At 74.8% G+C, this 17213-nt stretch carries 19 protein-coding genes; 13 read left to right on the plus strand and 6 right to left on the minus strand.

What is annotated here, in order from left to right; genetic code table 11:
• The first annotated feature begins 6 nt into the window (after positions 1-6).
• The 5 genes from BLT72_RS04145 (at position 7) to BLT72_RS22975 (ending at position 3536) form a co-directional block, all read left to right on the plus strand.
• A complete protein-coding gene (locus tag BLT72_RS04145; protein ID WP_091410424.1) occupies positions 7-903 on the plus strand; it encodes an SDR family oxidoreductase in 897 nt (298 codons plus the stop codon).
• A 43-nt stretch (positions 904-946) separates the two neighbouring features.
• A complete protein-coding gene (locus BLT72_RS04150) occupies positions 947-1759 on the plus strand; it encodes an SDR family NAD(P)-dependent oxidoreductase (protein ID WP_091410426.1) in 813 nt (270 codons plus the stop codon).
• Positions 1760-1913: 154 nt separating this feature from the next.
• Complete coding sequence (locus BLT72_RS04155; RefSeq protein ID WP_091410427.1) at positions 1914-2468, plus strand: DUF4245 domain-containing protein; 555 nt, start codon at positions 1914-1916, stop codon at positions 2466-2468.
• A gap of 70 nt (positions 2469-2538) precedes the next feature.
• Entirely contained in the window at positions 2539-3270 is a 732-nt protein-coding gene (locus BLT72_RS04160) for an AraC family transcriptional regulator (protein ID WP_231930317.1), read from the plus strand.
• On the plus strand, positions 3267-3536 hold the full coding sequence (locus BLT72_RS22975) for a helix-turn-helix domain-containing protein (RefSeq protein WP_231930318.1): 270 nt from the start codon (positions 3267-3269) through the stop codon (positions 3534-3536). Before BLT72_RS04160 ends, BLT72_RS22975 begins: the two co-directional genes overlap by 4 nt.
• Positions 3537-3550: 14 nt before the next feature.
• On the opposite strand, the gene BLT72_RS04165 is transcribed toward BLT72_RS22975, so the two are convergent.
• Together BLT72_RS04165 and xseA are read right to left on the minus strand one after the other, a co-directional pair.
• On the minus strand, positions 3551-3778 hold the full coding sequence (locus BLT72_RS04165) for an exodeoxyribonuclease VII small subunit (protein WP_091410429.1): 228 nt from the start codon (positions 3776-3778) through the stop codon (positions 3551-3553).
• Positions 3775-5007: an exodeoxyribonuclease VII large subunit gene (gene xseA / locus BLT72_RS04170; protein ID WP_091410431.1), complete on the minus strand. Its 1233-nt coding sequence runs from the start codon at positions 5005-5007 to the stop codon at positions 3775-3777. Before xseA ends, BLT72_RS04165 begins: the two co-directional genes overlap by 4 nt.
• 81 nt (positions 5008-5088) lie before the next feature.
• Between xseA and BLT72_RS04175 the strand changes: the two genes are divergently transcribed.
• Both BLT72_RS04175 and BLT72_RS04180 read left to right on the plus strand, forming a co-directional pair.
• Positions 5089-6090, plus strand: a complete 1002-nt coding sequence (locus BLT72_RS04175; protein WP_091410432.1) for a 4-hydroxy-3-methylbut-2-enyl diphosphate reductase — start codon at positions 5089-5091, stop codon at positions 6088-6090.
• Positions 6091-6177: 87 nt separating this feature from the next.
• The gene (locus BLT72_RS04180; RefSeq protein WP_091410434.1) at positions 6178-7719 is read left to right on the plus strand and encodes a DUF7507 domain-containing protein; all 1542 of its coding nucleotides are present in this window, start codon (positions 6178-6180) and stop codon (positions 7717-7719) included.
• Positions 7720-7755: 36 nt separating this feature from the next.
• Here BLT72_RS04180 and BLT72_RS04185 read toward each other — a convergent pair whose 3' ends face one another.
• On the minus strand, positions 7756-9378 hold the full coding sequence (locus BLT72_RS04185) for a DNA recombination protein RmuC (RefSeq protein ID WP_091416651.1): 1623 nt from the start codon (positions 9376-9378) through the stop codon (positions 7756-7758).
• Positions 9379-9462: 84 nt separating this feature from the next.
• Here BLT72_RS04185 and BLT72_RS04190 point away from each other — a divergent pair, with 84 nt between their 5' ends.
• The 3 genes from BLT72_RS04190 (at position 9463) to BLT72_RS04200 (ending at position 12364) form a co-directional block, all read left to right on the plus strand.
• A complete protein-coding gene (locus BLT72_RS04190) occupies positions 9463-10746 on the plus strand; it encodes a M18 family aminopeptidase (protein WP_091410435.1) in 1284 nt (427 codons plus the stop codon).
• An 87-nt stretch (positions 10747-10833) separates the two neighbouring features.
• Positions 10834-11907 carry a redox-regulated ATPase YchF gene (ychF, locus tag BLT72_RS04195; protein WP_091410437.1) on the plus strand — a complete coding sequence of 358 codons (1074 nt, stop codon included), beginning with the start codon at positions 10834-10836 and terminating at the stop codon, positions 11905-11907.
• A 22-nt stretch (positions 11908-11929) separates the two neighbouring features.
• The gene (locus BLT72_RS04200; protein WP_091410439.1) at positions 11930-12364 is read left to right on the plus strand and encodes a hypothetical protein; all 435 of its coding nucleotides are present in this window, start codon (positions 11930-11932) and stop codon (positions 12362-12364) included.
• 105 nt (positions 12365-12469) lie between these two features.
• Here the strand turns inward: BLT72_RS04200 and BLT72_RS23415 are convergent, their stop codons facing one another.
• The gene (locus BLT72_RS23415) at positions 12470-12982 is read right to left on the minus strand and encodes a GNAT family N-acetyltransferase (RefSeq protein WP_342587388.1); all 513 of its coding nucleotides are present in this window, start codon (positions 12980-12982) and stop codon (positions 12470-12472) included.
• A 107-nt stretch (positions 12983-13089) separates the two neighbouring features.
• Here BLT72_RS23415 and BLT72_RS04210 point away from each other — a divergent pair, with 107 nt between their 5' ends.
• From BLT72_RS04210 to BLT72_RS22675, 3 genes are all read left to right on the plus strand, one after another.
• Complete coding sequence (locus tag BLT72_RS04210) at positions 13090-13434, plus strand: DUF1905 domain-containing protein (protein WP_172826019.1); 345 nt, start codon at positions 13090-13092, stop codon at positions 13432-13434.
• 349 nt (positions 13435-13783) lie between these two features.
• Positions 13784-14815, plus strand: a complete 1032-nt coding sequence (locus BLT72_RS04215) for a zinc-dependent alcohol dehydrogenase family protein (protein ID WP_091410441.1) — start codon at positions 13784-13786, stop codon at positions 14813-14815.
• A gap of 141 nt (positions 14816-14956) precedes the next feature.
• Positions 14957-15613, plus strand: a complete 657-nt coding sequence (locus tag BLT72_RS22675) for a hypothetical protein (RefSeq protein ID WP_197677196.1) — start codon at positions 14957-14959, stop codon at positions 15611-15613.
• Here BLT72_RS22675 and BLT72_RS04225 read toward each other — a convergent pair.
• Positions 15564-15842: a WhiB family transcriptional regulator gene (locus BLT72_RS04225; protein ID WP_091410445.1), complete on the minus strand. Its 279-nt coding sequence runs from the start codon at positions 15840-15842 to the stop codon at positions 15564-15566. The two genes, BLT72_RS22675 and BLT72_RS04225, sit on opposite strands and share 50 nt — an antisense overlap.
• 141 nt (positions 15843-15983) lie before the next feature.
• Entirely contained in the window at positions 15984-17180 is a 1197-nt protein-coding gene (locus BLT72_RS04230; protein ID WP_172826020.1) for a GNAT family N-acetyltransferase, read from the minus strand.
• Positions 17181-17213 lie beyond the last annotated feature (33 nt).

Consider the following 17213-nt stretch of genomic DNA (forward strand, 5'->3'; position numbering starts at 1 on the left):
ACCCCCATGTCGCGTGACCAGTACACCTTTGCCGACCCGACGAAGCTCTACAGCGGGATCGACCCCACCGCCCAGTACCAGGAGGGCGCCGGTCTCGACGCCGACCTCGAGGAGAAGGCCGACCTCGGTGAGACGAGCTACCGCGGCCTCGGCCGGCTGGTGGGGCGCAAGGCGCTGATCACGGGCGGCGACTCCGGCATCGGCGGCGCGACGGCGATCGCGTTCGCCCGCGAGGGTGCCGACGTCGCCATCGGCTACCTGCCCGAGGAGGAGGAGGACGCCCAGCGGATCAAGGGCCTGATCACCGACGCGGGCCAGAAGGCGGTGCTGCTGCCCGGGGACCTCAAGGACGCCGCCTACTGCACCGAGCTCGTCGCGCAGGCGGTGGAGCAGCTGGGCGGCCTGGACATCCTCGTCAACAACGCCGGCAAGCAGCAGTCGGTCGAGGCCCTCGCCGACGTGAGCGACGAGCAGTTCGACGAGACCTACAAGACCAACGTCTACGCGATGTTCCGGGTGACCAAGGCGGCGCTGCCGCACCTGCAGCCCGGCTCGACCATCATCAACACCTCCTCCATCCAGGCCTACGAGCCCTCGGAGACCCTGGTGGACTACGCCTCCACCAAGGCGGCCATCAACAACTTCTCCAAGGGCCTGGCCCAGCAGCTGGCGCCGCAGGGCATCCGCGTGAACGTCGTGGCGCCCGGTCCCATCTGGACCCCGCTGCAGACGGCCGGCGGCCAGCCGCCCGAGGACCTGCCCGCGTTCGGCGAGCAGACCCCGCTGGGCCGTCCCGGCCAGCCGGCCGAGCTGGCACCGGCCTACGTGTTCCTGGCCTCCGCCGAGTCCAGCTACGTCATCGGCGCCACCCTGCACGTCAACGGCGGGATGCCCACCCCCTGATCCAGGCCGCATCCCCGCGCGCCCCCCGGACCGAAGGACAGACATGACCAGTGCAGGACTTGCCGTCGTCACCGGAGCCTCCAGCGGGATCGGCGCGGAGCTCGCGCTCCTCTTCGCCGCGGACGGCTTCGACCTGCTGCTCACGGCCGAGGACGGCCCGGGCGGTGAGGGGTTGGAGCCCGTCGCCGTCCGGTGCCGCACCGCCGGTGTCGAGGTGCAGACCTTCCCGGTCGACCTGCGGACCGCCGACGGCGTGCAGGCCCTGTACGAGACGGCGATCGCGACCGGCCAGCCGGTCGCGGCCGCCGCCGTCAACGCGGGCGTGGGCCGGGGCGGGGCGTTCGTCGACGCCGACCCGGCCGACCTGCTCGAGGTCGTCCAGCTCAACGTGGCCTCGACGGTGCACCTGACCCGGCTGCTGCTGGCGGACATGGTGGCGCGCGACGCCGGCCGGCTGCTGCTGACCTCCTCGATCGCCTCGACCATGCCGGGCTCGTTCCAGGCGGTCTACAACGCCTCGAAGTCCTTCGTGCAGTCCCTGGCCGAGGCGCTGCAGGACGAGCTGCGGGACACCGGGGTGACGGTCACCTCGCTGATGCCCGGTCCGACCGACACGAACTTCTTCCACCGCGCCGAGATGGACGACACCCGGATCGGCCAGGGGCCGAAGGACGACCCGGCCGACGTCGCCCAGCAGGGCTACGCGGCGCTGATGGCCGGGAAGGACCGCGTGGTCGCCGCCTCGGCGATGACCAAGGCCCAGGAGCTGGCCGCCAAGGTGCTGCCGGACAAGGCCAAGGCGGCCCTGCACCGGGTGATGGCCGAGCCGCAGGACGACGAGGAGGCGGGGCGCTGAGCCTCGTGTCCGCGGCCTGAGCCCGTCCTCCGCGGCCTCAGCCCGTCCTCCACGGCCTGAGGCTTTCTCCGCGGCCTGAGCCCGTCGAAGGCCCGTCGACGGGCTCACCGCACGAGGGACCGGCGCAGTTGGCGCCGTCTGGGAGGATGAGGCCGTGGCCCGTGCGTCGTCGAGAACCGCCTCCACCGGCGACATGGTGCGCTCGCTGCTCGTCCTCCTGATCCCGGTGATCGTCATCACCTACTTCTTCACCCGGACCCCGGCGGAGCCGCCGGTCCGCACGTTGGACTGGACCCCCGTGCTGGCGCAGGCCCGCGACCAGGCCCCGTTCCCGGTGCTGGCCCCGCGGGCCGTGCCCCCGTCGTGGCGGGCGACCCAGGTGACGTGGGTGCCGGAGGGCCGGTCTTACCTGAACGGGGACCCGTCGCCGCGGAACCTCTGGCAGCTCGGCTTCCTCGACGCGAGCAACACCTACGTCGAGCTGGCCCAGGGCGACCTGGAGCCTCGCGCCCTCGTGGAGGACAAGACCCGCGAGGGCCTGCCGGACGGCACGAGCGACGTGGCGGGGACCACCTGGGAGCGGCGGATCAGCGAGGACGAGCGCACCCGCTCCCTGGTGCTGGGCGGTGCGGACGTGACGACCGTCGTGGTGGGGGACCTGCCCTACGGCGAGCTGGAGAGCTTCGCCTCCACCCTGACCACCGGCTGACCCGCCGGGCGCCTGTCCAGGATGGCAGGGGTGGCCGGTCGGGCAAGATCTCTGCCATAGGCTTCTCCGCGTGCCTCTGTCCCGGGTGAGCGTCGTGCTCGTCGAACCGGTCGCCGTGTTCGAGTTCGGCGTCGCGGTCGAGGTCTTCGGCCTGGACCGGACCGACGACGGCGTCCCGGCGGTGGACCTCCGGGTCTGCGCGCAGCAGCCCGGCGTCCCCCTGACCACGAACACCGGGGCGTCGATGTCCGTCACCGCCGGCCACGGGCTGGACGCCGTCGCGGGCAGCGACCTCGTCATCGTCTCCGCCACGGCGGTCCGGCCGGCCGCGGACTACCCGGCCGAGGTGCTGGACGTCATCCGGGCGGCCCACGCGGCCGGCTCCACGGTGCTCAGCCTGTGCTCCGGCTCGTTCGTGCTGGGGGCGGCCGGCCTGCTCGACGGCCGGGCCTGCACGACGCACTGGCGGCACGTCGCCGAGCTGGCGCGAGCCCACCCCCTGGCACTGATCGACCCCCGCGCCCTCTTCGTCGACGACGGCGACCTCATCACCAGCGCCGGCACGGCGGCGAGCATCGACGCCTGCCTGCACCTCGTGCGCCGGGAGCTGGGGACGGCGGTGGCCACCAAGATCGCCCGCCGGATGGTGGTGCCCCCCAGCGCGACGGCGGTCAGCAGCAGTTCGTCGAGATGCCGATCCCCACCTGCACCGCCGACAGCCTGTCGCCGCTGCTGGCCTGGGTGCTCGACCACCTGGCCGAGCCGCACACCGCGAGCTCGCTGGCCCGCCGGGCGACCATGAGCGACCGCACGTTCGCCCGCCGCTTCAGCGCCGAGACCGGCACCACCCCGCACCGCTGGTTGACGCAGCAGCGGATCCTCGCCGCCCGGGGGCTGCTGGAGGAGACCGACCTCGGGGTGGAGCAGATCGCCGCCCGGGTGGGGTTCAACTCCGCCGTGGTGCTGCGTGAGCACTTCCGGCGTGAGATCGGCCTGGCCCCCGTCGACTACCGGCGCCGGTTCGTGGCGCCCCGGCCGTCGACCGCGGACCTCGAGCTCTCGGCCTGAGGGCGACGGCCGCGTCAGCCCGGGGTGCCGGTGCGGGCGCGGGCCGCGTCCACCTTCGCGCGGGCGCCGTCGAGCCGCTGCTGGCAGACCGCCGCCAGGTGCTCGCCGCGCTCCCACAGGGCCAGCGACTCGTCCAGCGGCACGCCGCCCGACTCCAGCCGCTGCACGACCTGGACGAGCTCCTCGCGGGCCTGCTCGTACGTCAGCGCGTCCCCCTCGGGACGGCTCGCTGCCTCGCTCATGCTGCTCCTAGCGTTCCGGGTCGGACGTCGCGGGCCTCCAGCACCAGCTGGCCGTCCAGCAGGTAGGCCAGCAGGTCGTCGCCCTCGTCGACGTCGGTGACCGAGGTGATGGCGTGCCCCTCCGGGCCCACCAGGATCGAGTAGCCGCGCTCGAGCGTCGCCTTGGGCGACATGGCGCGGACCCGGGCCAGCTGGTGCGCCACGCCGGTGCGCTCGTGCTCCAACCGGCTGGTGAGCGCGCGCAGGCTGCGCTCGCGCAGGTGCTGCAGCTGCTCGTGCCCCACGACGAAGGTGGCGGTGGGGTCCGTCATCACCGGCCGGGTCGCCAGGGCGTCCAGCCGCTCCTGCTCGTGCCGCAGCCGGGTGCCGATCGCCTGCTCCAGCCGGGTCCGGGCCTGACCGATCTTGGCCAGCTCGTCGGCCACGTCGGGCACGACGCGCTTGGCGGCGTCGGTCGGCGTCGAGGCGCGGAGGTCCGCGACGAGGTCGAGGATCGGGTTGTCGCTCTCGTGGCCGATGGCGCTGACCACCGGGGTCGTGCAGGCGAAGACGGCTCGGACCAGGCCCTCGTCGGAGAAGGGCAGCAGGTCCTCGAGCGATCCGCCGCCGCGGGCGATGACGATGACGTCCACGTCGCCGTGCCGGTCCAGCTGGCCCAGCGCGGTGATCAGCTGCTCCCCGGCCTGCGGGCCCTGGGTGAGGGCGTAGCGGGTCTCGATCCGGACGGCGGGCCAGCGGCGGCGCGCGTTCTCGACGACGTCCTTCTCCGCGGCGCTGCCGGCTCCGGTGACCAGCCCGATGGCCCGGGGGAGGAACGGCAGCGGCTTCTTCCGAGCCCGGTCGAACAGGCCCTCGGCCTGCAGCAGCCGCTTCGTCTGCTCCAGCCGGGCCAGCAGCCGGCCCTCGCCGACGGGGGTGATGGCGTCGCAGTAGAAGGAGAACCGGCCCGAGCCCTCGAAGTAGGACGGCTTGAGGCGGGCGACCACGGTGGCGCCCTCGGTCAGCGGCCCGGCGCCGTCGAGGGTGGTGGGGGAGACGGTCACCGAGACCGACACCTCGGCCAGCTTGTCCCGCAGCGTGAGGAAGATGGTGCGGCTGCCGGAGCGGCGGTTGATCTCGATGAGCTGGGCCTCGACCCACACCGGACCGAGCCGCTCGATCCAGCCGCGGACGAGGTGGGTGACCTTGCGGAGCGGCTGGGGGTTCTCGGGTGAGGACTCCAGGGGCACCGGAGGAGCCTATGCCCGGTGTGCTGCACGCGACGCCGCGACGGGCCGGGGCGGCGGACCCCACCGCCTAGACTGGGCGGCATGACCGAGACCGCGAGCCCCGGCCTGAGCACGCCCGCGACCGGCGGCCGTCAGGTCCTCCTGGCCGCCCCGCGCGGCTACTGCGCCGGCGTCGACCGGGCCGTGGTGACGGTGGAGAAGGCGCTCGACACCTACGGCGCCCCCGTCTACGTCCGCAAGCAGATCGTCCACAACCGCCACGTCGTCGAGGACCTGCAGGCGCGCGGCGCGGTCTTCGTCGAGGAGCTGGACGAGGTGCCGCCGGGCTCCACCGTCGTGTTCTCCGCGCACGGGGTGTCGCCGGCCGTGCACGCCCAGGCCGCCGAGCGCGACCTCAAGGCGATCGACGCGACCTGCCCGCTCGTCACCAAGGTGCACCACGAGGCCCGCCGGTTCGCGCGCGAGGGGCTGGAGATCCTGCTCATCGGGCACGCCGGCCACGAGGAGGTCGAGGGGACCACGGGCGAGGCCCCGGACCAGATCACTCTCGTCCAGTCACCGGCCGACGTCGCGGGGGTCGAGCTGAAGGACCCGAGCCGGGTGGCCTGGCTCAGCCAGACCACGCTCAGCGTCGACGAGACGCTGGAGACGGTCGGCCGGCTGCGCGAGAAGTTCCCGCAGCTGATGGACCCGCCCAGCGACGACATCTGCTACGCCACCTCCAACCGCCAGCTGGCCATCAAGCAGATCGCCGCCCGCAGCGACCTGGTCATCGTCGTCGGCTCGGCCAACTCCTCCAACACCGTCCGGCTCGTCGACGTGGCCCTGGAGTCCGGCGCGAAGGCCGCCCACCGCGTCGACAACGCCGGCGAGGTCGACCCCGCCTGGTTCGAGGGCGTCGCGTCGGTCGGCGTCACCAGCGGCGCCTCGGTCCCCGACGACCTGGTTCAGGGCGTCCTGGAGCTGCTGGTGCAGCACGGCTACCCGGTGGCCCAGGAGGAACGGCTCACCGAGGAGTCCCTCGTCTTCGCCCTGCCCCCGGAGCTCCGGCGCGACCTGCGCAAGGGCGCCGTCCGCGACTGACCTCCCGACCGTGGGCGGCCGGCCCGGCAGTCGCTAGTCTCGGCCGGGAGCCGGTCCACCTCGGGGGTGGCTCAGGAGGCCGAGCCCATGTCCCAGCCCGCTGTGCCGCGCCCGCCGCTGCGCGCCCTGGCCGTGGCGGCGGCACTGGGCCTCGCCCTGCTCGCGTCCGGAGGGTCGCCCGCCCTGGCGGCGCCCGGCTACGACTACGGTGACGCGCCCGTCGACGTCGATGCGGGCTCCGGGGACCCCGCCCGCGCGCTGGTCACGGGTCCGCGGCTCGGCGCGACCGTCTCCGCCGACCGGCTCGACCCCGACACCGGCTCCAGCACCAAGGCGTCGGAGTCCGCCGACGGCGACGACGACGACGCCCTGGCCGCGCTCCCGCCCCTGCCGGTCGGCCGCCTGACGACCCTCCGCCTGGTGGTCGCCGTCAGCCGGGTGACGGTGCCGGCCCGGCTGTGCGGCTGGGTGGACCTCGACCTCGACCGCGCCTTCCGCACCAGCGAACGGGCCTGCGTCGACGTCCCGGCCGGCGCTCGCACGGCCGAGCTCCGCTGGGACGCCCGCGCGGCGGCGGCGGGGGACAGCCTGGTCCGGCTGCGGATCGCGACCGCGGCGGACGAGGCCGAGCTGCCCGACGGCCCGTCCGCCTCCGGGGAGGTCGAGGACCACCTGCTCGCGCTCGTCGACCCGCCGCCCCCGCCCCGGCTCGTGCTGAGCCTGCAGACCGAGTCCAGCCCCACCCGCGTCGCCCGCCTGGGCGAGCCGGTCCGCTACACCTACCGCGTGCGCAACGCGGGCGACGTGCCCGTCCAGGGCGTCACCCTCACCGACGTCCGGGTCCCGCCCGACCAGCTCTCCTGCAGCCCCGCCCTGGGGGCGGCCCTGGCCCCCAGCGCCCGGCTGACCTGCACCGCGACCGTCCTCGTCACCCAGGACGACCTCGACTTCGGGGCGCTGGAGACGGCGGCCGAGGCCCGGGCCGAGGCGCCGTCCGGTGACCCGGACGACCCGTCCGACGACCTCCTCGCCATCGGACCGGCCACGGTCGAGGTGCGGGCCCGGCCCCGGCTGGCGGTCGCGCTGACCACCGCACCCGCACGACCCGCGGCCGGGGCCCGGGTGCGGGCGACGGTGACCGTGACCAACGCCGGGAACGTGACGCTGACCCGGGTCGGCCTCGACGCGGTGCGCCCCCAGCTCAGCGGCGTCCGGTGTGCGCCGGACCGCCCGGCCCGGCTCGCCCCGGGCGCGGAGCTGGTCTGCACGGGCGCGTTCGTGGTGGCCCCCGGCGACGCCCGCCGCGGCCGGGCCGAGGTCCGGGCCGGAGGGCGGGCCGAGCAGCCGTACGGGACCACGGCGACGCGCCGGGACGACGTCGTCGCCCGCACGACGGTGGCCCTCCCGCTGACCCGGCTGGTCGAGCCGCCCGCGCCGGCGCCGGAGGACACCCCGACCTCGCGGCCGGAGCCGGAGCCGACGGCGTCCGCTGCGACACCGGAACCGTCCGCTCGGGCGGAGGGGCTGGCCGACTCGGGCGGGCCGGGACCGGTCCCGGCGCTGGCCGGGCTGCTGGCGGCGGCCGGCGGCGGCGCCGTCGTGGCCTTGCGCGCGCGCCGGCCGCGCTGACCCCGCGCCGACGGGGACCGCCGGCAGGTCAGGCGGTCAGGACGACGCCCGGTCCTGCTCGTCGGCGACGTCGGGCGCGGTGCTCTCCACCAGCTCCAGTAGGTCCGGCTCCGGCCGCACCAGCTCCGCCGCCTCCGGGACCGCGTGGGCCCGGCGCCGGCTGCCCCGGCCGACCAGCGGCTCGACCTTGACGGCGTCGTCCACCAGCTCCACCGCCTGGATCTGGCGGACCGGCTCGTCGACGGGGGAGAGGGTCACCAGCTCCTTCTCGCTCACCTTGAGGTCACGGAACTTGCGGGCCCGGACGAGCACCGTGCCCTCGACCGTCGCGATGGTCTCGTTGTAGGCGTTCACCGAGGTGCGCAGGGCGCGGCCGAGCTTGTCGAACCGGTTGCCCATCAGGCCGAGCTTCTCGTGCAGGTCGCGTCCCAGCTTGAACACCTCGGCGGCGCTCTCGGCCAGCGCGGCCTGCTTCCAACCGTAGGCGACGGCGCGGAGCATGCCGATCAGCGTCGTCGGGGTGGCCAGCACGACGTCGCGGTGCGCCGCGTAGTCGTAGAGGTCGGGGATCTGCTCCAGCGCGGTGGTGAAGAACTGCTCGTTGGGCAGGAAGAGGACGACGAACTCCGGGGTCTCCGCCGCCTTCCAGTACTGCTTGGACGACAGCTGGTCGACGTGGGTGCGGACGTGCCGGGCGTAGCGGGCCAGGGCCTCCCGCTTGAGGTCCGGGTCGTCGGTCTCCGCCGCCTCGAGGAAGGAGCTGAGGGGCACCTTGGAGTCGACGAACAGGTGCTTGCCCTCGGCCAGGTGCACCCGCATGTCGGGGCGCATCGTGCGGTCGTCGGCCCGGGTCGTGTTCTGCAGGTCGAAGTCGCAGCGCTCGACCATGCCGGCCAGCTCGGCCACCCGCTTCAGCTGCACCTCGCCCCAGGAGCCGCGCACCTGCGGCTTGCGCAGTGCCGTCACGAGCGCGCTGGTCTCGCGGCGGAGCGTCTCCCCGGTCTGCTGCACCGTCTGCACCTGGATCCGCAGGTCGGTCGACATCGCGACCCGCTCCTTCTCCACCTCGGTGAGCCGGCTGCTGAAGCGGTCGAGGCTCTCCCGGACGGGCAGCATCAGCTGCTCGGTCGCCTTGAGCCGGTGCTCGGCCTGCGCGTCGGCGCTCCGGCCCTGGCGCTCCAGGCTCTCCGCCGACAGCACCTTGAAGTGGTCGAGCATCGCCGCCCGGTCGGCGGCGACCTCCTGGGCGCGCTGCACCGCCGCGTCCCGCTCCGCCACGGCGCGGGCGACCGCCGCCGACACCTCGGCGGCCTCGGCCTGCGCGGCGGACGCCTCCGCCCGCGCCTCGGCGGCCTCGGTCGACGACGCGGCCCTGACCTCGGCCAGGTCGGCCCGCGCCCGCTCCGTCTCCGTCCGCGCCTGGGCGTGCTCGGAGCGCACCTGCGCCGTCTCCATCCGGGCCTGGGCGGCCTCACCGCGGGCGGCGGCCGCCTCGGACTGGGCCAGGGCCAGCTCCGTGCGGGCCTGCGCCAGCTGGGCGTCGTCCTGGGCGACCAGCACCTCGCGGCGGGCGCGCGCGACCTGCAGGGCCACCACCGCGCCCACGAGCAGGCCCAGCACCAACCCGCACACCAACGCCACCACCACGAACCCGTCCATGTCCTCGATCTTGCAGCGGCGCACTGACAAAAGCCGGGAGGCCGCCCGGCGGGCCCCGCTCCGGGCGCCGTTAGCGTGGAGGCCATGAGCCCGTCCCCGCCCCGCGCCACGGACCACGTCGCCGACCTGGCCGCGTTCGTCCAGGCCTCGCCGTCCAGCTACCACGCGGCGGCCGAGGGGGCGCGCCGGCTGGTCGCCGCGGGCTTCGTCGAGCAGGACGAGGCGGCGGCCTGGGACTCCTCACCGGGCGGGCACTTCCTCGTCCGGGACGGCGCCCTGATCGCCTGGCGGGTGCCCGACGGCGCCGGCCCCACCACCGGCTTCCGGGTGCTCGGCGCGCACACCGACTCCCCGACCTTCAAGCTCAAGCCCCGCCCCGACCTCGGGGCCTGGGGCTGGCAGCAGCTCGGCGTCGAGGTCTACGGCGGGCCGCTGCTCAACTCGTGGCTGGACCGCGAGCTGGGGCTGGCCGGCCGGGTCGCGCTGTCCGACGGCTCGGTCCGCCTGCTGCGGACCGGGCCGATCATGCGCATCCCGCAGCTGGCGGTGCACCTGGACCGGGCGGTCAACGACGAGGGGCTGCGGCTGGACAAGCAGCAGCACACCGCCCCGGTCTGGAGCGTCGGCCACCGCGGGCTGTCCGTGCTGGACCACCTGGCCGAGGTCGCCGGCTGCACGCGCGCCGAGATCGACGGCTACGACCTGGTGGCCTTCGACACCGCCGCGCCCGCCGTCTTCGGTCCGCACGGGGAGTTCTTCGCCTCCGGGCGGCTCGACAACCTCAGCAGCGTGCACGCCGGGCTCGTCGCCCTGCTGGCGAGCGAGGGCAGCGAGCACATCGAGCTGGTCGCCGCCTTCGACCACGAGGAGGTGGGCAGCGGTTCGCGCTCCGGCGCCGCCGGCCCGGTCCTGGCGGACGTGGTCAGCCGGACGCTCGGTGCGCTGGGCGCCACCCCGGACGAGCAGCACCGCGCCCTGGCCCGCTCCGTCTGCCTCTCGGCCGACGCCGGGCACGCCCTGCACCCGAACTACGCCGGCCGCCACGACCCCGCCAACCAGCCGGTGCTCAACGGCGGCCCGCTGCTCAAGCTCAACGCCAACCAGCGCTACGCCAGCGACGCCACCGGGACCGCGCTGTGGCGCCGGGCCTGCCGCCGGGCCGGCGTGCCCACCCAGGAGTTCGTGTCCCACAACGCCATCCCCTGCGGCTCCACGATCGGCCCGCTCACCGCCACCCGGCTGGGCATGGCCACCGTCGACGTGGGCACCCCGCTGCTCTCCATGCACTCGGCCCGCGAGCTGGCCGGCACGGAGGACCCGGGGTCCCTCAGCCGCGCTGTCGGGGCGTTCTTCGCCCTCGGCGGCTGAGCGCAGCGGTGCGCCACCGGCGAGGCGGCTGCGCCGCGGGCGGCGATGCGGTCCGAGCGGTCCGCCGGACCCTCTAGGCTTGTCCGAATGGCCCTCACTATCGGGATCGTCGGTCTGCCCAACGCCGGCAAGTCGACCCTCTTCAACGCGTTGACGCGCAACGACGTCCTGGCGGCGAACTACCCCTTCGCCACCATCGAGCCCAACGTCGGCGTGGTGGGGGTCCCCGACCCGCGGCTGGCGACGCTGTCGGCGATCTTCCACTCCGAGCGGATCGTCCCCGCGACCGTCAGCTTCGTCGACATCGCCGGCATCGTCCGCGGGGCCAGCCAGGGTGAGGGGATGGGCAACGCGTTCCTCTCCCACATCCGGGAGGCCGACGCCATCTGCCAGGTGACCCGGGTCTTCCGCGACGCCGACGTCACCCACGTCGACGGGGCCGTCAACCCGCCCAGCGACATCGAGACGATCGCCACCGAGCTGATCCTCGCCGACCTGCAGACGCTGGAGCGGGCCCTGCCCCGGCTGGAGAAGGAGGCGCGCACCAACAAGGACAAGCTCGCCACCATCGCCGCCGTCCAGGAGGCGACCGAGGTGCTGAACGCCGGTCGCGGCGTCCACGCGGCGGGGCTGGACCGCGAGCCGCTGCGGGAGCTGTTCCTGCTGACGGCCAAGCCCTTCATCTTCGTGTTCAACTGCGACACCGACGAGCTCTCCGACACCGCGCTGCTCGACCGGCTGCGGGCCACCGTGGCGCCGGCCGAGGCGATCTTCCTCGACGCCAAGATCGAGTCGGAGCTGGTGGAGATGGAGCCCGACGAGGCGCGCGAGCTGCTGGCCGAGATGGACATCACCGAGCCGGGCCTCGACGTGCTGGCCCGCGTCGGCTTCGACACCCTCGGCCTGCAGACCTACCTGACCGCCGGGCCCAAGGAGTCACGGGCCTGGACGATCCCCAAGGGCGCCACCGCGCCCGAGGCGGCCGGCGTCATCCACACCGATTTCCAGAAGGGCTTCATCAAGGCCGAGATCGTCGGCTTCGACGACCTCGTCGAGGCCGGCTCCCTGCAGGTGGCGAAGTCCCGGGGGAAGGTCCGCCTCGAGGGCAAGGACTACGTGATGGCCGACGGCGACGTGGTGGAGTTCCGTTTCAATGTCTGAACGACGAGGAGTCGAAGAGAGCATGTCGATCGAAGCCGAGACCCTGTTCCGCGGGCGCGTCTACCGGGTGACCGGCGAGCCGGTCGTCGCGAACGCCGAGTCGAAGGGCGGGGCCGCGCGCGAGCTGCACCTGGCCGGCTGCCGCACCCTCCGCAAGTACGCGGACGACGCGGCCGCCCTGACGCCGCTGACCGACGCCGAGGCGGACGAGGCCTGGATCCGCGCGGTCGAGGAGGACACCACGACCGGGACGCCCCCGAAGGAGTGGCCCTTCAGCGAGGAGACCGCGTGGTGCCCGATCTGCATCGTCAAGGTGCTGACCGTGGGCAGCGACGGCAACTACAAGCACCCGCAGGCCCGCTCGGCCAAGTGGCGTCCGGGGATCCCGCTCGCGTGCCGGTTCCCGACGGCCCACGGGCTCGGCCACTGCGGCTGCGAGGTCGACGAGTCCAGCTGACCCCCGACCGCTCCCGGCGCCCGGCCGGCTGAGGGGCGGTGGTCGTGGGTCCGCCCGCGGTCGCTGCGCTCCCGGGGCGCCGACCGGGCGGGTCCCGCCGCGCGCTCAGAGCACCCGCTGCAGGCAGACGGACGTCGCGCTCGCCTCGTAGGGGGCGAACCGCGGGACCTGCGCGAAGCCGTGGCGTCGGTAGAACCTCCGTGCCGCCGCCTGCCGGTCGCCCGTCTCCAGACGCAGCAGCTGCACCCCGGAGGCCTCGGCCCGGGCCAGCAGTGCCGCCATGAGCGCGTCGGCCACGCCGGTGCCCCGCTGCTCGGGTCGGACGAAGAAGCGCTTGAGCTCCCCGACGCCCTGGTCCTGCACCTCGAGGCCGCCCCACGCCGACGAGGAGCCCGCCGACGCGGGCCCCGACCAGGCGCACGTCGCTCTGCTCGAGCTGCTCGGTGGAGTACCCCGAACGTCTGGTCCTCGGTGTAGCCGGCGCCCGCCAGCTCCGCGGTCAGCGCCTCCAGCAGAGCCTGGACCTCCGGGTCCCGGGCGGTGACCGGCTCGACGGCGCAGCCGGACGCGGGGTCGCTCATCCGACGACGATAGCGGCCGGCCCGAGCTGACGGGCACGGTCTCCCGCCGCCGCGCGGACCTCCCGGCCGAGACTCCGCGGGCCCGGTCGAGGCCTCGGCGTCCTCACCCCGATGAGTCCCCCGGGCGGCCCAGGTCCACCTCCCATGACGACGACGACCAACGGCGTCCCCGGAGGCGACAGCCCGGTGGACGGGCGCAGCGAGCCCCTCGACCTCGTGTTCACCGCCACCCTCGGCAAGGTGCGCGACGGGGACACCTGGACCTGTGTGCAGCTCCCGGACTCGGCCGCGATCTTCGGCACGCGGGGTCTCGTGAAGGTGCTGGGCACCGTCGACGGGTTCCCCTTCCGCAGCTCGTTCATGGCGCTCGGCGACGGCACCCACAAGCTGCCCGTCGCGGCCACCGTCCGGCGCGCCATCGGCAAGAGCGACGGCGACCAGGTGACCGTCCACCTGACGGCCCGCCTGAGGGCCGCCGCACGCGGCTAGCCGCGCAGGCGCCTCGCGCCCCGGCCTGCGCCGGGCCGCCCAGGGTCGGTCCCGGCCGCGAGGTCCCGGGCCGTCGATCCCTTGGCGGTCGACCGAACAGGTGAGCCCCCCCGGGCTGGGTACCACGGAGGCCGGGTCGGCGTGAGCCGTGCAGCACCGGTCCACGGTCGAGGGGGTTCAACAGCGCAGCCCTCCCGATTGCTGCCCCACGTCCTCGGGTCGTCGGAGGGACGGCGGTGACGGCGGCGCCGGGCGGGGTCTCCGGCGGGCCGGTGGACCCGCGGTGCACCGGCATGCAGCACGATGAGGCCGACCAGTCCACGCCCCTGACCCGAGCGGAGCCTTCTCCATGCGCGGTGTGCACCTGCCCGGCAACTCCACCACCGAGATCCGTGAGGTGCCCGACCCCGAGCCGGGACCCGGCCAGGTGCTGCTGGCCATGCGCGCCTCGACGATCTGCGGCTCCGACATCCGGGCCATCTACCGCGAGCACGCCCAGGGCGACCCGGCCGAGATGTACCAGGGGGTCGTCGCCGGCCACGAACCGGCCGGCGAGGTCGTCGCCGTCGGCCCGGGGACGGTCCGGCTGCAGGTCGGCGACCGGGTCTGCGTCTACCACATCAGCGGCTGCGGGCAGTGCGACGACTGCGTGCGCGGCTACCAGATCAGCTGCTCCGCCCCGCAGCGCGCCGCCTACGGCTGGCAGCGCGACGGCGGTCACGCCGACCTCATCCGGGCGGAGGAACGGGACTGCATCGTGCTGCCGGACTTCGTCACGTTCCTGGACGGCGCCTGCGTCGCCTGCGGCTTCGGCACCGCCTACGAGGGCCTGGTCCGCGCGCAGGTGAGCGGGCGCGACGGGCTCGCCGTCGTGGGCCTGGGGCCGGTGGGCCTGGCGGCGGGGCTGCTGGGCGGCAAGCTCGGGGCCGTGCCGCGGGTCGGCGTGGACCCCAGCCCGGAGCGGCGGGAGCTGGCACTGCGCCTCGGGGCCGTCGACGCGGCCTTCGCGCCCGAGGACGTCGAGGCCGCCCGGGCGGTCGTCGGGGGCGGTGCGCACGTGGCGGTCGACTGCTCCGGCAGCGAACCGGGCCGCGGCACCGCCATCGCCCTCGTCCGCCAGCGCGGCCGGGTGGTCCTCATCGGCGAGGGCAACGGGTTGACCGTGCCGGAGGTCAGCCCGACGCTGATCCACCCCTCGATCACGATCATCGGCTCCTGGGTCACCAGCCTGGAGCACATGCGCGAGCTCGTCGCCCGGCTGCCCGTCTGGGGCCTGCACCCCGAGGTCGTCGTCTCCGACACCTTCCCCCTCGCCGACGCCGAGGAGGCCTACCGGCTCGCCGACGCCGGCCGCTCGGGCAAGATCGCCCTCGTCCCCTGACCGGCCGACCCTCCGTCCGGGCCGGGCGGGCCGGACGGGTTCGCCCGTCGGCGCAGGTCGGCGCCGTCGATGATGATCAACTGCCCGCGCCGAACCTCTTTACTACGTAAACTTGACCTGCTGCACACCGGTGGAGCCGCGATGCCCGCACAGGGGGGACGCAGCGCAGCACCCCCGCCACGCCTGGAGCCCAGGCGGGCGGGGGCGCTGTCCGCCCGGTCGGGCCACGCCGTCGGACCCGGGTGGTCGGGCGGGCGCACGGCTGAGCCGAGCTCCGACCCCGCTGCCCGCTCCGCGGGCCGGCACGCTCGTCCGCGAGCTGCCCTCCACCCACGTCGACGCCGCGGCCAGGCGGCGCTGGCCGACCAGGGTGGGTCGCGGTGGCTGGGGTGGGAGGACGACGTCCTCGCGCCGGCGGAGACCGACGACCGGCGGGACGGGGCGCCGCTCGAGCTGGGCGCTGCGGCGTACGTGCTGGACCGGGGCGAGCTGCTGGGCCCGGTCCTGCGGGCGACGGGCTCGGAGCCGCCGCCGCTGGGGGTCTACCCCACTGATCAGGTGCCCGTCCTCGACGTGGCGGCGCTGACGGGGCCGGACCTGGGGCCGCTGGGGGCGGCCGACCGGGTGCCGCGTCCCGACGAGGCGGGCGACGACGGGTCCGGAGGTGCCGCACCCGGAGCGCGCCGGGTGCTGCTGGGGGACCGGCGGGAGCTGCAGCTCGGACGCCGGGCCGGTGCGGGAGGACGGGTCAGCGGGTGGTGGCGGCGTCGTCGAGGAGCACCTGGCGCCAGGACGTGACGTCGGGCCGGCGGCGCAGCAGGGCGCGGCGCTCGCGCTCGGTCATGCCACCCCAGACCCCCCACTCGATGCGGTCGTCGAGGGCCTCGGCGAGGCACTCCCGGCGCACCGGGCAGTCCTCGCAGAGGACCCGCACCCGGCGCTGGGCGGCCCCCTCGGCGAACAGCACGTCGCCGGTGCCCCGGCAGTTGGCGGCGGTGGCCCAGTCTTCGCGGTACATGACGGTCATGGGGGAGTCCTTCCTGTGTGGCCCCGAGCTCTGTGTGAACTAGGTTCGGAGCCGCACCTCCAGAAGGACTGCAGGCGGGCGCGGATCAGCCTCAGGCTTGGCTCAAGAGTTCAACCGCATCCTCAGGTTCCGCCGCTCCGGTCAGAAGTAGTCGCGGATGTGCCGCTGCCGGCCGCCGCAGAGGGCGTCCCAGTCCGCGTCCTCGGCCCGGTCGCCGCCGGTCAGGTGGCCGCTGGCCCGGAGGTTGGCCGAGGACTGGGCTCCGGCGTAGAGCAGCGACAGCCCGCGGGTGCTGAGGGTCCGGACGTCCTCGGCCGGCCGGTCCAGGCGGGTGCAGCGCGCCTCCCCGTCCGCCACCTCCACCCGGTAGGCGCCGTCGACGAAGCCCAGCAGGTCACCGGTCACCGCCACGTCCAGCGAGGTCCGCAGCGACGGGGCGTACCGCCGGGCGGTCAGGGCGCCCGGGACGTCGAGGACGCGCAGCATGTAGGGCGAGCTGTCGTGCACCGCCCAGGCCAGCGACGGCAGCACCAGACGTGCGAGGTCGTCGCCGGAGGTGTCGATCTTCGTGGTCGGCGTCACCGTGGCGAAGCTGCCGAGCACGCGCAGCAGGGCCCGGTAGCCGTCGACGGTCCGGGCGATGAGGTCGCTCACCTCCAGGGCTGCCTGCTCGCCGTAGCCCTGGCCGCGGTTCCAGGAGGCGTAGCCGACCACCGCCCCGGCCTCGTCGACGGCCAGGGTGACGCCGGTGTGCTCGAACACCTCGGCGGCGCTGTCGTCGAAGCTCACGCCGCGCCGGTGCAGCGGGCCGTCCTGCTCCAGCGCCCAGGCGTCGTAGACGGCCCGGACGGCCTCGAGGTCCTCGACCCGGGCTCGGCGGGTCGTCGTCGAGGTCGGGGTGGCCACCGCGGCCAGGGCCGCCGTGGGCACGTGGACGGTGGCGAAGTCGGCCACCAGCTCGTAGCCGAAGCGCCGGTAGATGCCTGGCGCGGTCGGGAACAACGTGGAGATCACCGCTCCGCGCTCCCGGGCGTGCCCGAGGGTGGTGTGGAACAGCGGGGTCAGCGCCCCACGGCTGCGCGCCTCCGCCGCCACGGTGACGCCGGCGATCCCGCTGGTGGGCACCAGCGCCCCGCCGAAGCAGGAGTGGTAGCTCCGGTCCACCATCCGCGCCACCAGGGCGCCGTCCTGGTCGAACGCGCCGAAGCGGGCCTGGCCGGGACCGTCCGGCCCGGGTGCGCCCTCCGGGACGGGGGAGGGGAAGCCGAACGCCTCCCAGCCGAGGCGGCGGGACACCTCGGCGTCGTCGGGACCGAGGCGGCGGACAGTCGGTGTCATCGCCTCATCATGCCCGTCCTCGCCCTCCCGGCA

The sequence above is a fragment of the Friedmanniella luteola genome (assembly GCF_900105065.1).
Lineage (GTDB): Bacteria > Actinomycetota > Actinomycetes > Propionibacteriales > Propionibacteriaceae > Microlunatus > Microlunatus luteolus.

What these genes read in the sequence shown, in the direction of transcription:
- BLT72_RS04145 (WP_091410424.1), top strand. Translation starts at nt 7, where the DNA reads ATGTCGCGTGACCAGTACACCTTTGCCGACCCGACGAAGCTCTACAGC.
- BLT72_RS04150 (WP_091410426.1), top strand. Translation starts at nt 947, where the DNA reads ATGACCAGTGCAGGACTTGCCGTCGTCACCGGAGCCTCCAGCGGGATC.
- BLT72_RS22975 (WP_231930318.1), top strand. Translation starts at nt 3,267, where the DNA reads ATGAGCGACCGCACGTTCGCCCGCCGCTTCAGCGCCGAGACCGGCACC.
- BLT72_RS04165 (WP_091410429.1), bottom strand. Translation starts at nt 3,778, where the DNA reads ATGAGCGAGGCAGCGAGCCGTCCCGAGGGGGACGCGCTGACGTACGAG.
- BLT72_RS04175 (WP_091410432.1), top strand. Translation starts at nt 5,089, where the DNA reads ATGACCGAGACCGCGAGCCCCGGCCTGAGCACGCCCGCGACCGGCGGC.
- BLT72_RS04180 (WP_091410434.1), top strand. Translation starts at nt 6,178, where the DNA reads ATGTCCCAGCCCGCTGTGCCGCGCCCGCCGCTGCGCGCCCTGGCCGTG.
- BLT72_RS04185 (WP_091416651.1), bottom strand. Translation starts at nt 9,378, where the DNA reads ATGGACGGGTTCGTGGTGGTGGCGTTGGTGTGCGGGTTGGTGCTGGGC.
- BLT72_RS04190 (WP_091410435.1), top strand. Translation starts at nt 9,463, where the DNA reads ATGAGCCCGTCCCCGCCCCGCGCCACGGACCACGTCGCCGACCTGGCC.
- ychF (WP_091410437.1), top strand. Translation starts at nt 10,834, where the DNA reads ATGGCCCTCACTATCGGGATCGTCGGTCTGCCCAACGCCGGCAAGTCG.
- BLT72_RS04200 (WP_091410439.1), top strand. Translation starts at nt 11,930, where the DNA reads ATGTCGATCGAAGCCGAGACCCTGTTCCGCGGGCGCGTCTACCGGGTG.
- BLT72_RS04210 (WP_172826019.1), top strand. Translation starts at nt 13,090, where the DNA reads ATGACGACGACGACCAACGGCGTCCCCGGAGGCGACAGCCCGGTGGAC.
- BLT72_RS04215 (WP_091410441.1), top strand. Translation starts at nt 13,784, where the DNA reads ATGCGCGGTGTGCACCTGCCCGGCAACTCCACCACCGAGATCCGTGAG.
- BLT72_RS22675 (WP_197677196.1), top strand. Translation starts at nt 14,957, where the DNA reads ATGCCCGCACAGGGGGGACGCAGCGCAGCACCCCCGCCACGCCTGGAG.
- BLT72_RS04225 (WP_091410445.1), bottom strand. Translation starts at nt 15,842, where the DNA reads ATGACCGTCATGTACCGCGAAGACTGGGCCACCGCCGCCAACTGCCGG.
- BLT72_RS04230 (WP_172826020.1), bottom strand. Translation starts at nt 17,180, where the DNA reads ATGACACCGACTGTCCGCCGCCTCGGTCCCGACGACGCCGAGGTGTCC.